Annotated in this window: 6 protein-coding genes; all 6 read right to left on the minus strand. The window is 34.0% G+C overall.

What is annotated here, in order from left to right; all coding sequences use genetic code 11:
• The 6 genes from DK442_RS08960 to DK442_RS08985 all read right to left on the minus strand — a co-directional run bounded on the left by DK442_RS08960 (position 1) and on the right by DK442_RS08985 (position 18,342).
• Positions 1-930, minus strand: coding sequence for an HNH endonuclease (locus DK442_RS08960; protein WP_109435529.1), 930 nt, complete (start codon positions 928-930; stop codon positions 1-3).
• 29 nt (positions 931-959) lie between these two features.
• The gene (locus DK442_RS08965) at positions 960-6,458 is read right to left on the minus strand and encodes a fibronectin type III domain-containing protein (RefSeq protein WP_160114101.1); all 5,499 of its coding nucleotides are present in this window, start codon (positions 6,456-6,458) and stop codon (positions 960-962) included.
• Positions 6,459-6,491: 33 nt separating this feature from the next.
• The gene (locus DK442_RS08970) at positions 6,492-7,841 is read right to left on the minus strand and encodes a PKD domain-containing protein (protein WP_109435531.1); all 1,350 of its coding nucleotides are present in this window, start codon (positions 7,839-7,841) and stop codon (positions 6,492-6,494) included.
• A gap of 36 nt (positions 7,842-7,877) precedes the next feature.
• Entirely contained in the window at positions 7,878-11,288 is a 3,411-nt protein-coding gene (locus tag DK442_RS08975) for a T9SS type A sorting domain-containing protein (protein ID WP_109435532.1), read from the minus strand.
• A gap of 3 nt (positions 11,289-11,291) precedes the next feature.
• The gene (locus tag DK442_RS08980; RefSeq protein ID WP_109435533.1) at positions 11,292-13,400 is read right to left on the minus strand and encodes a fibronectin type III domain-containing protein; all 2,109 of its coding nucleotides are present in this window, start codon (positions 13,398-13,400) and stop codon (positions 11,292-11,294) included.
• Between the two features lie 67 nt (positions 13,401-13,467).
• Positions 13,468-18,342, minus strand: coding sequence for a hypothetical protein (locus tag DK442_RS08985; RefSeq protein WP_160114102.1), 4,875 nt, complete (start codon positions 18,340-18,342; stop codon positions 13,468-13,470).
• Positions 18,343-18,602: the final 260 nt, after the last annotated feature.

Genomic DNA, 18,602 nt, shown 5'->3' on the forward strand with positions numbered 1-18,602 from the left:
TTATTTAAAAGCAGGACTATCAAATAGGTCTTGTAATCCACGTTTAATTATTGCTGCTCCACCGGAATGAGCAAAACCATTAAATTCCCCACCAACATTATGAATACTTGAAGGGATCGGAAATATTGATCTTCCATCTTGATGATGATGCCATGTATGAACAACTCCATTTATTCTAATCGTACCATTAGGTAATGGTTCTATATTATTAACATCCCCAACATTATTTCTAATCCACCTATTAGCTGCAGTCATATCAGTCCCATTACCTTTAAGAGTATTAGATCTAAATAAAAAATCTTCTCTCGGAATAAAAGGAGTAAAATCAGGAAAACCATCATTATCATATTTAACAGTAATCGTTTTACCATTTATCGTTTTACTAACAGAGTAATCTATTCTTTTTGTATACCCTTTTGGAGCTTTTAAATATCTATATAAATCCCCAACACTTTTTCTCAATTCGGGATTTAGTCTTGATATTTTATATAGTAAGGTTATATTTAATCGCGAATCATGACCAACATTATATAGTGTTTTCCAGCTATCAATTAACCCAGAATTTGTTTTAAATGCATTTATCGTATTGCTCGAAGCCTTTGCAAAATCATTTGAAAACCTTAAAAGTTCAGTATTATTAAGCTGTCGAGATAAATTATTTTTTAAATTCTCATCTAATCTATCAAACAAACGTAAAACATCAGGATCTAAAAGGTCATCAATTCTACTTGACCCAACAGTTTTATATAGATTTTCAAATTTTGCAAAACCATCTGCATCATTTCTAATGAAATTTTTAAAAGTACTATTACCTGAGGTTTCTAAAATAGCCTCTAATTTTGAAAACCAACAATCTCCGCATGCAAAACCTTGACCTATTCCAAAAAGCAGAAATAGTAAAACGATATACTTCCTAGTTTTTCTCCACATAATTTTCTTTCTTTTAGATTTTATTGTACTTAATGACAAATAACAGCATTGGGATGTCTTTTTCTATATTTTATCCAACCGTTAAAAAAATCCTCGTCCAAATCATCAGCTCTACTTAGGTTTGGAAAATCTGATTTAAAAGCACTCGCTAGTTCATCTGGCACACCTGGAATTCTTGTAGTACTCAAACCACCACCATAAGAACTTTGTAAAAGGTCTCTTGCTCTTGTACTTATCCTTCGATCCATACTCAATGTATTTAATTCATTATCAGTTCTTGCTTTTATTGCTCTTATCGCATCTGTAGGTACCGAGGACAATAAACTAGGTATTGCCGTAGCAAGTGCCGTCATTTGTATTCTAAATCTTAAATCTGGATCTATTGCATCTTCATTTAGCGCTGTAACTAAAGCACTTGCGCTAGAAGCTGTTAAATCACTAACCATGATTGCCTTAGCAAAGTAGTGTCCTCCTAATTTAAAAGTTGCCTTAACCGTACCACCTATGATAGGTATTGCAACTGATAACACATCTGCTGTCAAAAATGCACTATTCCAAATTACAGTTGTTTGATTAGTCTCACTCATAGCATAGGCTTGAATAATTGGAATTAACAATAAATCTCCCTGTTTGTATCGTTGACCTTTGAAATTAAAACTACCACCGACATGAACCATTACAAGTTGATTATAATACATTTCTTTTCCATTTACTGTAATTTTGTTTCCATTAAGGTTTCCTGCCAAATTTTGTCTTTGAAATATGTTTGCTTCTAATTGAAGTAATTCAAACCTGTAGTTGTCATTTTTTGGACTCACTCCATTTATTGATTTCATCGGTTTTAAAGGTATTCCACTTTCAGAGATTAGAATCTGCATACTCAACCACATTACAAATTCATTAAAATGTTTTTCAATTAGTTTACTGTTTATCCTTGTTATACCTATTCTTTCAATTTCATCAAGGATTCCTTCGTCGTTAGGAGAAAAACTACTCAACATTTTCATAAGACTATTGTCCGTATTTTCAATATTGTTTGTTAAGTTATCTTCAAGTATACTTTCATTACAACTGAAATAAGCTTTTAAAAATGACAACCTAGTTTCTCTATTTACGGATCCCAGAGACTGTGAATTTTCGTTAAGGTTTATATGATGAATGGCTTCTTTTATATTATCACAATTTATCGTAATAATTCTACTCCAAAATTCGGAGTTATTTTCTTGTCCAACTCTTAAATAATATTGTAGCTGTGTATAAAATTCATTGAAAAAATCCTGAGGGTTGTTTTTAAGAGTATCAACTGTCATAGCCTTAGTTTTGACATATCTAAACCATGGAAAATTTTCAAGTAAATCTATTTCTTGTATATTATGAAACAATACTCTATCATATTTATTTATATATGATTTAGGAATTGGCAATATCCAGGAAGTGGGTGTCTCATTAGTATCAATAGCAACAATTTCCTTAGCCATCTCAGCGTCATTAGGATCTCTGGTTTTTAGACTTATAACATCAACAAATGTAAAACCTGCAAACTTTTCTTTGTGGGCGTTTCTAAGGGTTGCTATATCGACTAACACTTTATAATTTTCCATTACAGGAATTGCAATAGGACCCTTTAACATATCAAGAAAGAAATTTAATACTGAGGGTATTTGCTGCTCCTCTTCACTTTGTTCCTTTAATGATTTTAATAAAATTTGCAGAGCTAGCACTTGTACCGGGTCATCTAAAGTAGAATATTTCTCCTGTATAATAGAGTTAAACATATACCACTTTTTGTCATCATCATTAAGTAGTTTAGAAACTATACTAGCAATAACATTTAGAGAATAAAGATCAGTTCCGTCCTCTGTAAGTCCTTCAAATGCAGTATTTGTAACTTTTTTTATAAGATCTCTTAGCATTAACCCATTACTACGAAATAGTACGGTATTACAAAAATCTTCGTTCTTATGCTTTGGAATACTATACATAAGCTTTACAAGAGCTCTTTCGAGTTTTGTTTCATTATCAAATTCTGATTGTACTACTAATTGTGTTGCAAGTGTTTTAATAACTTTATAATCCAGTTGCTTTATTCCGCATATATTTAAATCATTTATCTTTTTTATAATATCTTCTGTAGATGTTCTATTGGTTTTTATATTGATCGCATCACTAATTAAAGTAAGATCATCAATTTCTGGTTGTAAATCAGCTATAACCACATTATCACAAGATGAATTCGAAGAACAACCAGATTTACTAAGAAAACTTATATTGTTGGTTCTGTTATCATCAACACCATAAGAATCAGCACCACTATTTAAGTCTAAATTCCTATGATCCTTTATAAAATTCCAATGCGTTTTATAAATTTCATTTTTAGTACAATCTCCTTTGTTCCAATAAAGTTGAATAGGCGAATTAATATCAAAGGAATTTGAAGGATTATCATACCACTGAATTACTCCTGAAAGTTTATTCCCATTATACCTGTAATCCCCTCGATAACCTAAGTTTCCAGAGGAATTACTTTCCCATTTATAAAGCTTTCCATCTTTTAAGATTCCAAAAACAGCTCCATTAGACTCTTGAGGTATTGTATCATTAAAAACAAAAACTCCCTCGCCTGTATATGTAAAAGGTTTCCATCCAGGTGTTAATGCAGAAATTGTTAAAGCAGCATCCCCTTCGTCCTGAAACAAATACAATCTAAACTCTGGATTATGAATTTGTGACCAATCGATATGTGATAATCGTTTACCATTACCATAATCCATCAACCAATCGGTTCCCGAAGTAGTGGTCCCTAATTTTTTAAACGGATGTTGCAACGCAAATGCACCATGACCTAATTCGTGCGCCAACGTACCAGCCAGTGATGATTTACCTTCCTCTTTTTGAGAAAGGTTGCTAGAAAACACAAATCCGAATTGGCGTTTTAGTGGCATAAAGCCCGCCACACTAGGTCGACTAGGTCTAATGCCATCACCAAATACAAATACGTAATAGGATTTACGATTTGTAACACCACTTGATTTAAATTGATTAATGATATCTTTTTGATCACTTGTATAATTAGAAAATGCTCCACTCTCTCCCACACCAATTTGACTCTTTGCTATGCTCATCTCTGGAGCAACAGATACATTAAAAGTAACGGATGCTTGTTTAAATATTTTATTGATTTGTGAACCTAATACATCACTATTTGGTAATGAAGCTCCATTAACCGGTATAATCGTTACGTTGACATCTTTATTAGCTAAATGCCATTGCGAAAACACTCCTGCTACAGTTTGCTTACTGGTTTTATTTTTTTTAGGCTGTATTGTAGCATATATATTTTCATGTTCAAAGGTGTAATACCCTTTTAATTTTAGTGTAATCTCATTTCCTGAGACGTCATAATCCACCTTTTCCCCATGTATTGTTTTTATAACCAAATCATGAACAGAAAGACTATTATCGGTTATTGTGACCTTCGCTCTTATTATATCTTCATCTCCGTTGCCTACCGATTTATTGATTATATTGTAAGGGTTACCTTCAGTATCTTTTATCTGCTTATAATATTTACCTAATTTGGTTTCTTGACCATTAGGAATTCTATCAAAACCATATGTATAATCTGTATATTCTAAAAACTCAACTTTAATCCCTTTTGCAGTAAGTTCTGTAACTTCACCATTACTATTAACTCCCGCAGTATTTTGTGAACGTATTGGACCTCCAGGAGCCATTTGCCCTCCTTCTCTAATATTTCCATCGGCATCAACATGAAATATATCTCTACTACCATCGGGATTAGTATCCATAATAGTAACATCATCTCCTCCCGGTTCTCTTCGTATTGCGCCGCTTATAGGATGAGTGATTTCGATAGTACCATCATCTGCAATACTTATATTATCGATAGTAATGTCGTAATCAAGGTTTATATTCCTTAAATCGTTATCTCCTTCAAATACATCTAGTATTTCATTAACAGAGGCCAGCCCTCCCCAATTTTTATCATAATCGGTCTCTACCATGCCATCAATCAATTGATAGTCTGTATTAATTTTAATATTCTCAAAACTTACTTTAATTTTAGTATCATTCAAATAAGGTACCACGATATATCCCCAACCAGAAAATGTTTTATCTTGAATTCCTGACGGAAGTGCTTCATCTATCGAATCATTATTCTCTTCACTGTCTTCATCGGGTTCTTCTGGAATGGTTGCTGTGTACACATCGTTACCTTGTGTTATTTCTTTGATCGTTACCGGAAAATCCCCTGCAGTAAACGTTTCATTAACAACCAATTGTTGTATAGATTCCTGATTGGTTATTAGAATCTCTGGTGTAATCCCACAATTGTATGTACTGTCATTGTCATCAATCGGTAAGGTGGTTGTAAATTCGTAAATCTGAGAATACGTATAAGGGCCATTCTCAATACATTGGCCTCCTACTCTAAACTCATAAGTAGTACCTGGCTTAAGGTTATAAATTGTTGTATATTCATTCTGGGTCCCTGCATTAAACCACATATTTCCTTCGCTAGAGTTCTTTTTCCCTGAAGCCGAAGATGTTTTTTTCCTGTATTGTATATCATATAATTTATGATCTACTCCTTGCCAATAAATTTTTTCTGTGGTGTTATTCTTTGCTTCTGCCAAAATAGACTCGGGCTCTGCACAACTCCCTGTATATGTAAAGTAGTAAATCTCGCTAAAACCATTATTTTTAAAAACAGAAGTCTCACTAATCCCATCACTAACCAAAGCCCTAACACGCCATCCGTACATTTTATCAGGTAGCAAAGGGGTTTCTGCAGGTCCGTATAATAATGTTGTCGCAAAAGTATTCGTTTGATAAAGCGGTCGTCCTGCTAAAAAAGCAGCCTGTGGATCCATTTGAGTATCCCATAATTCTGTTAACGTAAATTCATAAGAAACATTAGTAGCATTAAGATGACGAGGAGTCCACTGAAAAATGATATTTTGTGGTTCTCTTAGCAATACTTGTTCACCTCGACCAGGTAAATTTAAAAATGGAGGATCATTAAGTACTAAATATACCGGCACGCAACTTTTACGAGAGATTCGCCGATCAGAAAAGACATCATATACTTCAAAACAAAAATTATATAGCCCTTCTGGCAAAGGAGTATTATACTGCTGGGGACTTATACCCAGAAGGTTTTGCAAAGAAAAATAGGCTTGCAAATCAATATTGGTCAAACGTAAAGGTATACCTCCATCCAGGAAAATTGGATTAGCACCTGTTACAAAATCATTGCTTTGGATTGATAATCCTGCATTATTTTCTAAAAAAAACTTTAACCGAACTTGTACATTAGATTCTGTAATATCAGTAAATAATAAATTAAGTATTAATTTCTCTGAATCTGATGTTCCATATTCTGAAAGTTTCAAACTATATGGCGGTAAAACTTGAGGAGTAACTTGTACAGGAAAAACCTGAGCGTTCATCCAAACAGGAATAAAAAATAGTATGATTAGAAATTGCTGTGTGTATAGTTTCATCTGATTTTGCTTATTGTTTCATGAGTTCATAGGCTAAATGGATTCCTTTTGTACTTTTATATCTACAAGGAGATATGAGTTTTGTCCTTCCTGTACAAACTCCTTTATTTTAATTGCACCTTTTTTTCCTTCCTGAGTTTCAAAAAGAATAATTCGAGGTGTCATTGTGCTATCAAAGCTTTGCAATCCTCCCGGAGTCTCTTCAATCATTAAATTTTTCAAAAGGGTATCATCTTGCATCATATCAAACTGTTGTGCACTTAAGGAAGCTGCACAATTACACAATTCTTGTGAATTAATAAATATGGTATGCTTAGGGTTTTGCAGAGATGTAAAAGTAGTTTCAGACAATCCATTTGGACTTACAAACTTATTACGGGTAAAACTTTCATTTAACCCAAAAAATACTAAGTCAACATTTTTTCCAGTTTCGTTATTAATTTCATTACTAGTATATACACTACGATTTGAAATACTATAAAAACTCCCCAATACATTAGAAGTATGCGCTGTATTAATTCCTAGTTTAACATCTTCAAAAACTCTAAGGTTAGTATTTGCAAAGACCTCAATATTCTTTACAACTGTTTTAGTGTCTTTTCCATTAGATGTCTTTAATGTTATTGTTTGTACTCCAGGTTCGGTAAAAACTATTTCAGGGCTTTCAGCTTCAGAAAATATAGAGGAGGCTCCTGTAAAACTCCACTCAAAAGTAGTAGCACTTATCGAATTATTATCAAATTGAACACGAACTGGTATCTGATAATCATCATCTTCAAAAGCAGGTTGATATTCAAAATCTGAAGTTAAAAATGGAGCGACAGTAATTGTTTTTTGAAGATCAAATGTTTCTCTTCCATTATCAATAACCAAAGTAACATTATGATTTCCAGGATCCACAAAAGTTACTTCTCCAGGATCTCTTTCAGAGGAATTTGAGGGAGTTCCTCCTTCAAAAGTCCATAAATACGTGCTTGCACCAGAAGATTGATTATCAAAGGTATAAATTGCCGGAGAAAAATTATCCACCAGGTTATTAAAATCGAAATCAATAAATACTGGATTATCTATTTTAATTTCAACTATTTTACTATCTCTGGAACCATCTTGATTGGTCCCTATAAGTTCAATTTTATAGGTTCCTTTTTCTTCATATCGTATAAGTCCAGGGTTACGATTTATAGATCTTGATGGTGATCCTCCTTCGAATTTCCACTCGTAATCTTCTGCTCCTTCGGTTCTGTTAAAAAAAACAACCTGAACCGGAATTGAAAAATCATTATTAAACACATCAAAATTAAAATCAACAACAACAGGTACTGCTTCTTCTTTGACACAGCCAAAAAAACAGAATATCACGATTATGTTTATTATTTTTTTCATTTTAATTTTATCTAAAACGATAGTATTAACAGCTACTTACTCTACTATTAATTTGCGAGTTTCTGATCCATTTGGTGTTTCTAATAGCATTAAATACACTCCTGAAGATATAGAAAGAGAGTACTCTAGTAAAAGTTCTTGACTATCTTTTTCTTCACGCTTATTTATAGTTGCACCTGATACCAGATCTATGATTTTTAACGTGATATTTGAAGCTTCTTTTAAGCTAATTTTTGTTTTAAAAATTCCTTTGCTAGGGTTTGGGTATAAAATAAATTCTTCAATAAAATTTCTTGGAATATTATCTAATTGAGGGGCTTCGATTGCAGGTTGTACCAAAATAGTTTTCTCAAAACTCTCGTAACAATCTCCTTGATACGACACCAAATTAATATCATAGGTTCCTTCTTTTTCGAACCTTACGATTAACTCTTCATCACTTTTTGAAACTACTTCTACTCCTTCTGGAATATTCCATTCTACTACCTCTCCGATAGGGTTACTCACATTGATAAGAATTACGTCTTCATTAGAATAGGCTTGTGTAGTAATGTAGAAATTAGAGTCTATTGGTCTATCAAAAGATTCTACTATAACTTCGCCGATCCCTACACATCCTTGCCCTGTTGTTATCATAGCCACATATGTACCTGTTTCAGTAAGTGTCACACTAGACTCAGAACTAGCAAAACCATTTGTACTAGTCCAAGAATAGATTGCCTCTGGATCATCAATCGTAATATCAAGCGCTAAAGATTGTTCTCCACATAGAGAGCGTTTTTCTTCAATATTTACTACTATTGGATCGGGATTAATTAGTGTTTCCTCGTAAAAGGCCTTACATCCACTTGCATCTGTTATTTCAACTCTATAAGTTCCTGCCGGTATTCCTCGAATATCGCTCGAAACAGAACCTGTGTTCCATAAATAAGTATACGGAAGTACACCCCCGTTAACACTTATACCGATTTGGCCGTCACTTCCCTCAAAGCATGTAGGAGAAACCACAGATATAGGTTCTATTTCTATATTATTAGATTGTTCAACCACTACATTACCTTCTATCTGACAACCTTTGGCATCGGTAATAAAAACAAGATAAGTCCCTGCAATAAGATCAGATATGGCCATAGTAGTATTACCATTACTCCACTCATAAGTATAAGGTTCAACACCTCCTGTTACAGTTACCGTCAAAGCTCCATCATCTCCATTAGCACAAGTAACATCTGTTTTTGTAAAGTCCAGTGCTAGTACTTCAGGTTGTGGCAAGTATTCTACAACGTCTTCAGCTTGTACCAAACTATAGCTACGAGAACCATCAGCTTCAATTATAGCGATATAACTTCCCAGCACAATACCATTCTTATCGGTCACATTTAAAGAATAATTGGTTGCAGTATCCAAAAAGTCAATGCGATTATTATTTATAGGAATTTCTATCCAACTTCCATCACCTTGTTGTATTTTCCAATCGTAAAAATATGGTACTAGATCACCATTACTGTTTGCAGGAACAGGTACACTATAATCTGGGTTTTCAATATCAAAAGGCACACCACCAGTAACTGTGGCAACCAACACTCCGTCCTGAAATTGATCTGCAACTCCATCAAAATTAGTATCTATATTATCGCTGTAGGTATTTCCTGCATTACAGGAAATAGGGAATACCTCTATACTTATTTCTATGGGCAATGGTTGTATTAGTGTAATTGATTCACTGACCATAGTACACCCTTCTTTATTAGTTGCTCCACTATAATTAGCATCTCTTGCAGTGATTGTATATTGTCCACCTCCAACACTATGTAAAGTAACTAAGTATCCCTGACCAGCATTATAGATAGCAGAAGTAGTATTAATTATATTGTCATTTTCATCTCTCCATTCAAATTCATAAGAATCACCATCAATTAGTGTACCTCCTGTAATCGTCGCCAAAATTCTTCCATCTTCAAAACCATATGCTTGTGGAGGGTTTAAAATTTCTGTTGTTATAAATAAAGGAGCATCTGGTTGAGTAATATTTACTCGTTCTATAATTTCTTCTCCTAATGCTATTTCTCCATCTACCAATGTTTGTTCTTTGGCAACACATTCATTACCATCTCTTATCTTAAGGTAGTAAGTATCAGGAAACAAATCTCGAATCGTATGCGTATTGCCTGAAGAAAAAGGCATCCATTCATTTTCATCCCACGTTTCATTTTCCTTTCTCATTAAATATTCATAATTCCCGTCTCCACCCGCTGCGTTTATCTCAATGGTTCCATCTTGTCCTCCAAAACAATATACATTTACTGCATTATCTCTTGGTTCCTCAACAAATGATACCGGTGCAGGTCTACCAATTGTAAAGACAGCAGAATGATTTGCTTCTCCTGTATAATATGGTTCACCATCATATGTACCAATAGCCTCAATTAAAAAATCGGTATTGCTAGGTGGGAGATTCCTTATCGTTAAGGTATTTCCCACATCCAAAGTCGTGATGTTATTGGCGTTTGCCACAACATCTCCATCAGGATCGGATCTATCAGATATACTAAATCCAAAAAGATCTCCGCCTATAAGTGGCCTATCAAATGTTATTGTTATTTCACCATCTGTTGCATCAAAACAACTTACTGGTGTTGTGGATACATCAATGATTTTGGGAGCAGATTTTCTTATTCTGTAGCTTACTACTTCATACCCTTCTGGACCATCATAATCGCATGCAGCAATTCTAAACAATATATCTCTTCCTATAGCAGATTCATCGAATATATCTTCTAGTCTAATATTCAATAACGGATCAAATGACGCGCCAGGAACTTCCTGCCAAACAAGCGGGGTGCTTCCATTTAAAAAACTATATTGCCAATTGTAGGCATCATTTCTAAAACCTTCATCTCCCTGTACCTGAAAAGCATCTTCATACCCAACAATATCTGAAGGCGATGTTCTTTGCACTCGTGGTAATGGAGTAACTTCGTAATTGAAACGAAGTCGTTGTCGTACTTCGTTACTTCCATTAAAAACATTACTATCACTTTGTCTTTCATCAAATGAACCTTGATTGCATGGATAATTTGGAAGATTTATACGATATGTTCCCCGAGCTCTTCCTCCAAAAGATCCTCCTGCACAGAAATCTCCAAAAATACCACCACTTACCTGATCCTTACCGTAGATATAAACATCTATATGAGTTACATCTCCATTTACAATAAGCTCACGATCAGCACGTGGACCATCCGGTCTATTTCTATATCTAATAAATCGTTCAGAACCTCCTCCTCTAAAGTAAGCCGTCATTCTTATTTCATCATCACATCTACCATCATCAAAATCTGCAGTATAGTTATAGTTGGTAATCTGAATACTGGTTTGCTGTGCAAAGAGTATACATGAGAATAGTAAAAAAAGAAACGTTAATAAATTTTTGCTATTAGTTTTCATAATCTAAAATTCTATTTCTTTGGTTTGTATAACAGAATGACTTCCGCTATCAGTCATTGCTTGTAAATAATACACATAGATCGTATTAGGAGATACAGATCTATCTTCTAATGAATCCATTGATCCTGATATTTGTTTCCATAACACAGGTTTTTCTTCTTTAATAGCTTTATAGATTAAAATTTCGGTTACCTTTGACGGCATTTTTCTCCAATTCAGATCTATTTTCTGATGTTCTCTATCAGCTATTGCTGTGAATCCTTTTACTAAATTTTCATCAGGAGTGGCTTTTTTATACACAATAGTAATAGGTGTTGATGGCTCAGACCTGAGCTTACTATTATCTTCAGCAAAAATTGCATATCTATATTTTGTATTTGATTCGATCGTATTATCAGTAAAAGTTGTTCCTGCCTCAGTTTCAAATAACAAATGCCATCCTTTATCTGGTTCTTGTACATTTTGCCTATATAGCTGATGATATTTGACATCAGTACTGGTACTCATGATCCATTCTAGAAATACGCCTTCGTCGCTTACGTTATAGTTAGAAAATGTTGGAGAAGAAGGTGGCACTACATCTGGTTTCTTCAGTTCTATTTTTTCAGAATACTCAGACATATTAAATCGCTGATCTACTGCTACTATTTGATAAAAAACATTCTTGTTTAACGACTTAATCAGTACTGTATCCCGAAAAACATTCTTGTTTATTGGAGAAATTGTTACTTGTGACACCTCTTCCTTTGCTAAATTCCCTCTAAATACACGGTAACCTAGCATGTCTTTTTCTGTATTTGCATCCCATTTTAGAGTCACGATACCTAATGTATCTATGGTTCCTGTTAAGCCTAAAGGCGCTGCTGGTGGAGTTTCATCAATAGTTTGTACAAAAGCCGATAGTGATTCTTTTTTCTGATTATTTTTTCCTATTGCAGTAATTGTAAAGTAATTTGAAGCCGCAAGTTTCTGATATCTTGTTTTTCGAGAACTAGGTAAAAGACCCTTACTCACAACTGTATAAGGGCCTTTTTTCTGCATTGACCAATTCAATTCAAATCCTAATATTTCATTTTCGGCTTCTTTTAAAAACTCCCATTCTATCAGTACAGCTCCAGAATCCTCTAATGTATATTTTAAAATATGAGGTGTGGCGGTTAGTTTTTTAATACCTTTTGCTGAAACGACTTTTGAAGGCAAACTCTCTTCTCCAAAAGGGGAAATACCTTTCACCCTATAATAATATTCTTTATTGTTTTGGGACAGGGTATCTATATATTGCATCCGTTGCTTAGCCGCATCAGGTTTATCGTTTAAGTTGACTAAAGGGAGGTCTCCCAACCTTTTAAAATCATTACCATTTTCTGATCTTTCTAAATAATAGGTAGTGAAAATCGATTTAAACATTCCATAATCCCAGGTTAGTAGAACTATTTTATCATCAGGTACAGCGATAAGATCAATTGGAGCAGGTAAAGGTTCTGGTTGCTGAGATTTTATGACTATTGACCCTGGAATCACTTTTAGCAATTCTTCGGGAATAGCTGTAGTTATTTTATAAACATATTCTTCTCCAGGAACGATAGTAGTGTCTTCATACCCTAAAGCAGCCATTTTTGCAGCTTCAAAATTCATATCTGCTGCAAAAACCGCAAATGAAAATCGCTGCTCGACTTCTCTTGATTTATTTACAATTTGTGCCAATGCACCTTCTTCTTCCATACCTTCTACTTCAAAACCTTCTCCAAATAAAGCTTGTGCTAATATTGCAGCATAATCATCACCACTGGCTATATACTCCCACCGTTCGAGCCCCATTGGAACTATTGGGGTAGTTGTCAGTACTTTCTTTTCTGGTGGAGAAACTAATTTTCCATCGCGTGATATAGTAAAACGTTGAATTTGGTATCCGTATTTATTTGATTTTAGCCATGATGAAGGTGTAGTAGGCGCCCATCTTAAAAGAATTTTACTTCCTTGAACTCTTGCTATTACCTGTATGCTCGGATCTTCGGTTGTTCTTTGGGAAAAACCCTGAAATGAAACAGCAAAATATACAAGTACCCATAAGCACTTTTGTAATATTGTATGTCGAGTTTTTTCAATTATCATCAAAACAAGATTTTTAAATTGTGTATTTTATCATTTAGATGAAAAAGCATTTTTTGTTACGTATTATTTATTTTCTTAAAGAAAGTGGATTCTTAAACTTATAATTTGCAGAAGATCCTAATATTCCTCCGGGTAAACTATATTGTAGCTTTACACTATACTTACCAAAAAGCATTAGCTTATAATCTTCTCCCATAATACTTAATTCTGGAGCTTCGCTATTAATTACCCCATTGGCATAGTCATTAATTATTCTATCTCTTATACTTTTATAATCATTGTAATAGGCTTGCGGAAGATTATAACGAAATGGGAATCTGGTGGCTCTCCATGTTAAATTCACCTTATTCTCAAGACTAGTTACATAATTCGTCAAAATAGGTAATGCTCTTTTTGGTCTAAATCCCAAAACTGTAGGGTTGCGATCAATAGTATATTTACCTCCTATTGGATATTTTTGATACAGTATAGGATCTATATCTTCTCTGAAATAGGCATCTTTAAGATCTGATTCTATACTAATCAATGCCTTATTTTCTGTATAAGCAGTACCTTTTAACTCTACTAGATCAAATCCTTCATGAGTATTAATTTTGGACGATAAATAAATCACATCAGATGAAATTTTACCCCAATTATCTTCTTTTATATCAATACTTTTAATCTTATCTGCAAAAGTTTTGTAACTACTTGTTTTAAAATTATAAGTAAGTCTTTCTATTTCACCATCTATTGAAGTGTTTTCTGCAGATTTTCTCTCAATTTCAACTATATTATCATCATCATATTCTTGCTTTTCTATTGTAGTTTGGTCTACACCCTTGTCTTTTGAGGATTTAGAAAAACTGGTGATGATCATTTTGTATACCTCATCTCTATTCGTTCCTGGGATATTGTAGTACAATTTATTATCGCCATTGTTATAATTAGGTTGAGTTTTTTTGATATCACCATTCTGACCGATATATTTCACCATACTTTTCCATTGTGTATTTTCAAAAAGATAATCCTGACCTTGCTTAAGTTTTATATATGCTTTATCATATTCGCCACTATAAAAGTGTTCTTGATTCACTACAGGGTATGAATACTGAATATTGTGCAGAGGAATATGATCTGGCGCAGTACCGGTGGTAAAATTTCTTTCTTCTGTTTCTAAAGCTTTTTTACCATCATCCATGATAGTTTTAAAAACTCCTCCTATTTTTTCTTGGAAACTAACCTGTACTTTTGCTTTTAATTTGGTTTTTGGAGGCAAAATATCCTCGGCTATAAATGTGACGCGGTCACTACCAGATCCCCAATCTAATTTACCTTTGATCTCTTCTTGCGCTTCATTGGTAAGTGTAAATTTTTCCAGAATTACTTTATATGTTTTATCTCCATCATCCTCTGGGATTATGATGGGTTGGTTTACTTTTAAAGCAAATGTTGCTTGAGGTGCTGTAAATACATCAACCTCTTGCTCGTCTTTTACAGGAGAAACGTCTGTAATCATTTTAATTCCGCCTAATGGTGACTCATCTTCAAAATCACACTTCTCACCAATAGTTACTTTAAACCTGAAACGCCCACTTACCAATCCTCCTAAGACATCAAAATCTCCAGACATATATCCTCTCATCCAGAAAGGATTAGGTAATTTGGCTTGCATCAAAACTGCAGTACCTCCTTTGAATATCCTAATTTTCTTTTTCTTAAAAAACAGCTTAATTCTAATCCCGAGTTCTCCTTGCAAATATGCATATGCTTGTCCATTCGTGTACCAACCATTGATCCCTACTTTTCTTCCTGTATTTGAGCACCTTGCATCTCCATAATTTTTCATCATTAAATCAAAACCTATACCTGCTCGTAAGCGAGCATAAAACATCAAAAATCGAATATTACCAGTATCAAAATTAAGACCTGCACCAAAGGCAAAACCACGACCTTCACCCAATGCATTTTCATCTCTCATATAGTCTAGAGAATTAGCATCTACTCCCAAAATTTCTGCTACCACAGCTGGTGGTGGTGGACTTCCTGGTATTTTGGATCCCGTCATAAAATATCCATCCAAACCGGCGGATAAAGGACCAATACCCATTTTAATACCCATACGATCTTTGGGTGTACCCAAATACACGTACCAATCATTTTTATCAATATAGATTTCTGCCCATCCCGCTCTTCCTCCTTTTCCTCGTCCACGCAATACTCCCCCTGCTACATCCATATAAATATCTGCAGTTGCATGAAAAGCATTATTCGCAAAATCAAACTCAACGCCCATAAATCCACTTATATTTGCAGTACCTTCTATATTTGATTTATATTCATCTGTGGATCTATCAAAAAATGTTTTTGTTACTTTATGATCTTCTATCTGGTTGATAACCTCATAATCAACAAGATTGGCTAATTTTTGTTGTAGTTCAACCAAGGGGTTAGCAAAATCAAATTTTTTCATAATTTGGGCCTCGCCATAAAAGCCTAATCGATTTACGCCTCCTCTTTTATTAAATTCAATTTCAAAACCTGCACCAAAAGAAACTGCACCTGGAGCTCCCATATATCCAAAAGTCATTGCTTTAACACCTAGGCTTGTATTTTTATTAGGAATATAGGATAATCCAGATGGAGCAAAAACCTTTTTGGTACTAGACTCCCGCGTCATTTTATAAAATGCGCCACCGGCAAATCCAGTCATTGTGAATGCTCCGAAAGGTATAGTATACCCATGCACTGCGCCATCTACATACCAATACCTGAAATCCTTCTTCCCAAAAACAGCTGTAGATTGAATCGGTCCAAAACCAGCAAATTTGGCTTTTACATCTCCAGTAAACCCATTACCATAGATAGAGTCTTTATCTCTAATAGATAAAAATCCTTCGAAAGCTACAGGCCCCATATCTACGTCCAACTCTATTTTTGAATATTTTATACCATCGTATTTCCAATTTTGTTTTCCATCTGATTTCACATTTTTACCAGCAATTCCTAATCGAGTAGTAGAAGAAAAACCTTTATCCGATTCTCCCATTAAATTGATACTTAGATCAAAATCTAACTGAACCTCATCATCATTTGCTCTTAATGCAATATCACCTATCGAAACAGGAAAACCTGCCAATTCTGCGGTGTCTTTGTATCCAAAATATTCAACCGATATCAAAGGGGTTTCAGTTTGTAAAACCAATCCTGAGAATTCAATACCTTTAAATTGAACCACATCATCAGTTCCTTCTATTTCTTTGCCTTCATCAATTAATGATTGTTTCTGACTTGCAGAAATCACCATTCTTCCATTTAAAACTGCTTTTGGCTTAAATTCTCCATCAACTACTGCTAATTCTATCCTCGAATCTTCAAGCAACTGTGCTTTAGCACTAAATACATTAAAATCTATAGTTTTTGCAGTAGCTACAGACATCATAAACTCTTCTTCAGAAATAAGACCTTTATATTTTAACCCAATTTCGGTGTTTTGTGTACTATCTTGTTGCTTTTGAATTGCCTCGGTTTCTTTATCTGAAATTGGAAGTACTAATTGACCTTCGAATCCTGCTCCAACCAATTGATTAGACACTAACTCTATAGTCATTTTATCTACAGAATAAGACCAAGCATTAGACTCTGATGTTATTCCTGAATTAAGAGGGATTAAATTATTAACTGAAAAGAATCCTGAAACTCCATGACTATCTAATATGAGGTGAGCTGCCTCAAAAGACACTCTTTTTTGTCCTTTTTTCTCTCTACTTTTAAATGCTCTTGGAAGACCAATCTCTAGAGATTCTATATACACTCCTCTCCAGGTATCAGGATTAGGCAACAACCATCCTTTATCATGATATATTTGTGGAAAAGTAACATTTTCGGTTCTTAATGTACTAAAATCAAAGACTGCTTTATTAGCAGAAAATGCAAATAATTCTTCCTGGCCTTCTACTACAAAAGGGGTAATACTAATTTCTACCACAAAATCATTCCAATCAGAAGCTACTGCTTTAAATTCTCCTCTGACCCTGTTAGGTATTTGTATAGTTTCTTTAAGTGCTCCTTCATATGGGATAGTTGGTCTTTTGTCTAAATTACCTTCTTTATCCAGTGGTAATACAACTTTTCTAGAAAATTGCACTTCACCTTCAATCTGCATTTCCTTTACCCCATCACAATCAATCGTAACATAGGTTCGGTTTTCAATGTCACTTGTTTCATAATCAAATCCTCCTTTAAGCATCAGTAACCAGTTACCTCCACTAAATGGAATGAACATATCCCCCAGTAGAACCAGATCTCCACCACCTATAATACCTCCTTGATGAGAAAGTTTTACATTATTTGCTCCAAAAAAAAGCTCTACTGGTAATCCATCTTTGTCTGTTTGCGGTAAAATAACCTTAACAAATACCAACAATTCTGTATAATCTTTTGTAAAACCGGCTTTCATAAAACCAATTTGGTATTCTACTTCGTTAATCTTATGTTTTATTCCTACCGGTAAGACTTGAATATCTTCATTTGAAAATGATGAAATCCACTTTCCTGTACTGTCAATTTCTTTAAACCCCTGAGCCGCTTCTGATCTTGCATCATTCACAATCTCTGGCATCATAGGAAATTCTTTGTGTATATTATCAAAGGTAAATTCGGGACCTGCAGCTATCGTATGTATATTTTTTTTTAGAGGGAATTTTTTATCTATCTCAGGAAAATGAAATGACTGAGAAATGGGTTCATTTTTCTTCAACATCCTACCATTACCCGTATTTTTAACAGTTAATGTGTCACCTCCTGATGAATAAATTGCTACCGGTAATAGCACGCATACGAGTTGAAGTAATCTTATTCTTATAAAGATCTTAAGATTTGCATGAATGACAAGCATTTGAAAAAAAGCTAAAACAGATTTGGTTTTTTTTCTGAATAGATGATATAAGCGATCAAAAGACACTAGATTTGGTTTTTAGAGTTTTGAATTGGAAAATTAGGTAAGAATAGCCTGAAAAGAGTTTCAATTTATAATTTGGCACCACTAAATATAAATTGAAGGAGAAGATGAACAGTAGAAATTATAACCTTAACAATTGAAGTTAGGTGATAAGTTATCTAATTTTATAAATTAATCTTGATCTGAAATTATCTTTTCTAAAGTGCATTAAAAATGTAGAGTTCTGTTTATTTGAACTAATGATAGTATTAATAAAAAGTAAA

It is taken from the genome of Aquimarina sp. AU119 (assembly GCF_900312735.1).
GTDB classification, from domain to species: domain Bacteria; phylum Bacteroidota; class Bacteroidia; order Flavobacteriales; family Flavobacteriaceae; genus Aquimarina; species Aquimarina algiphila.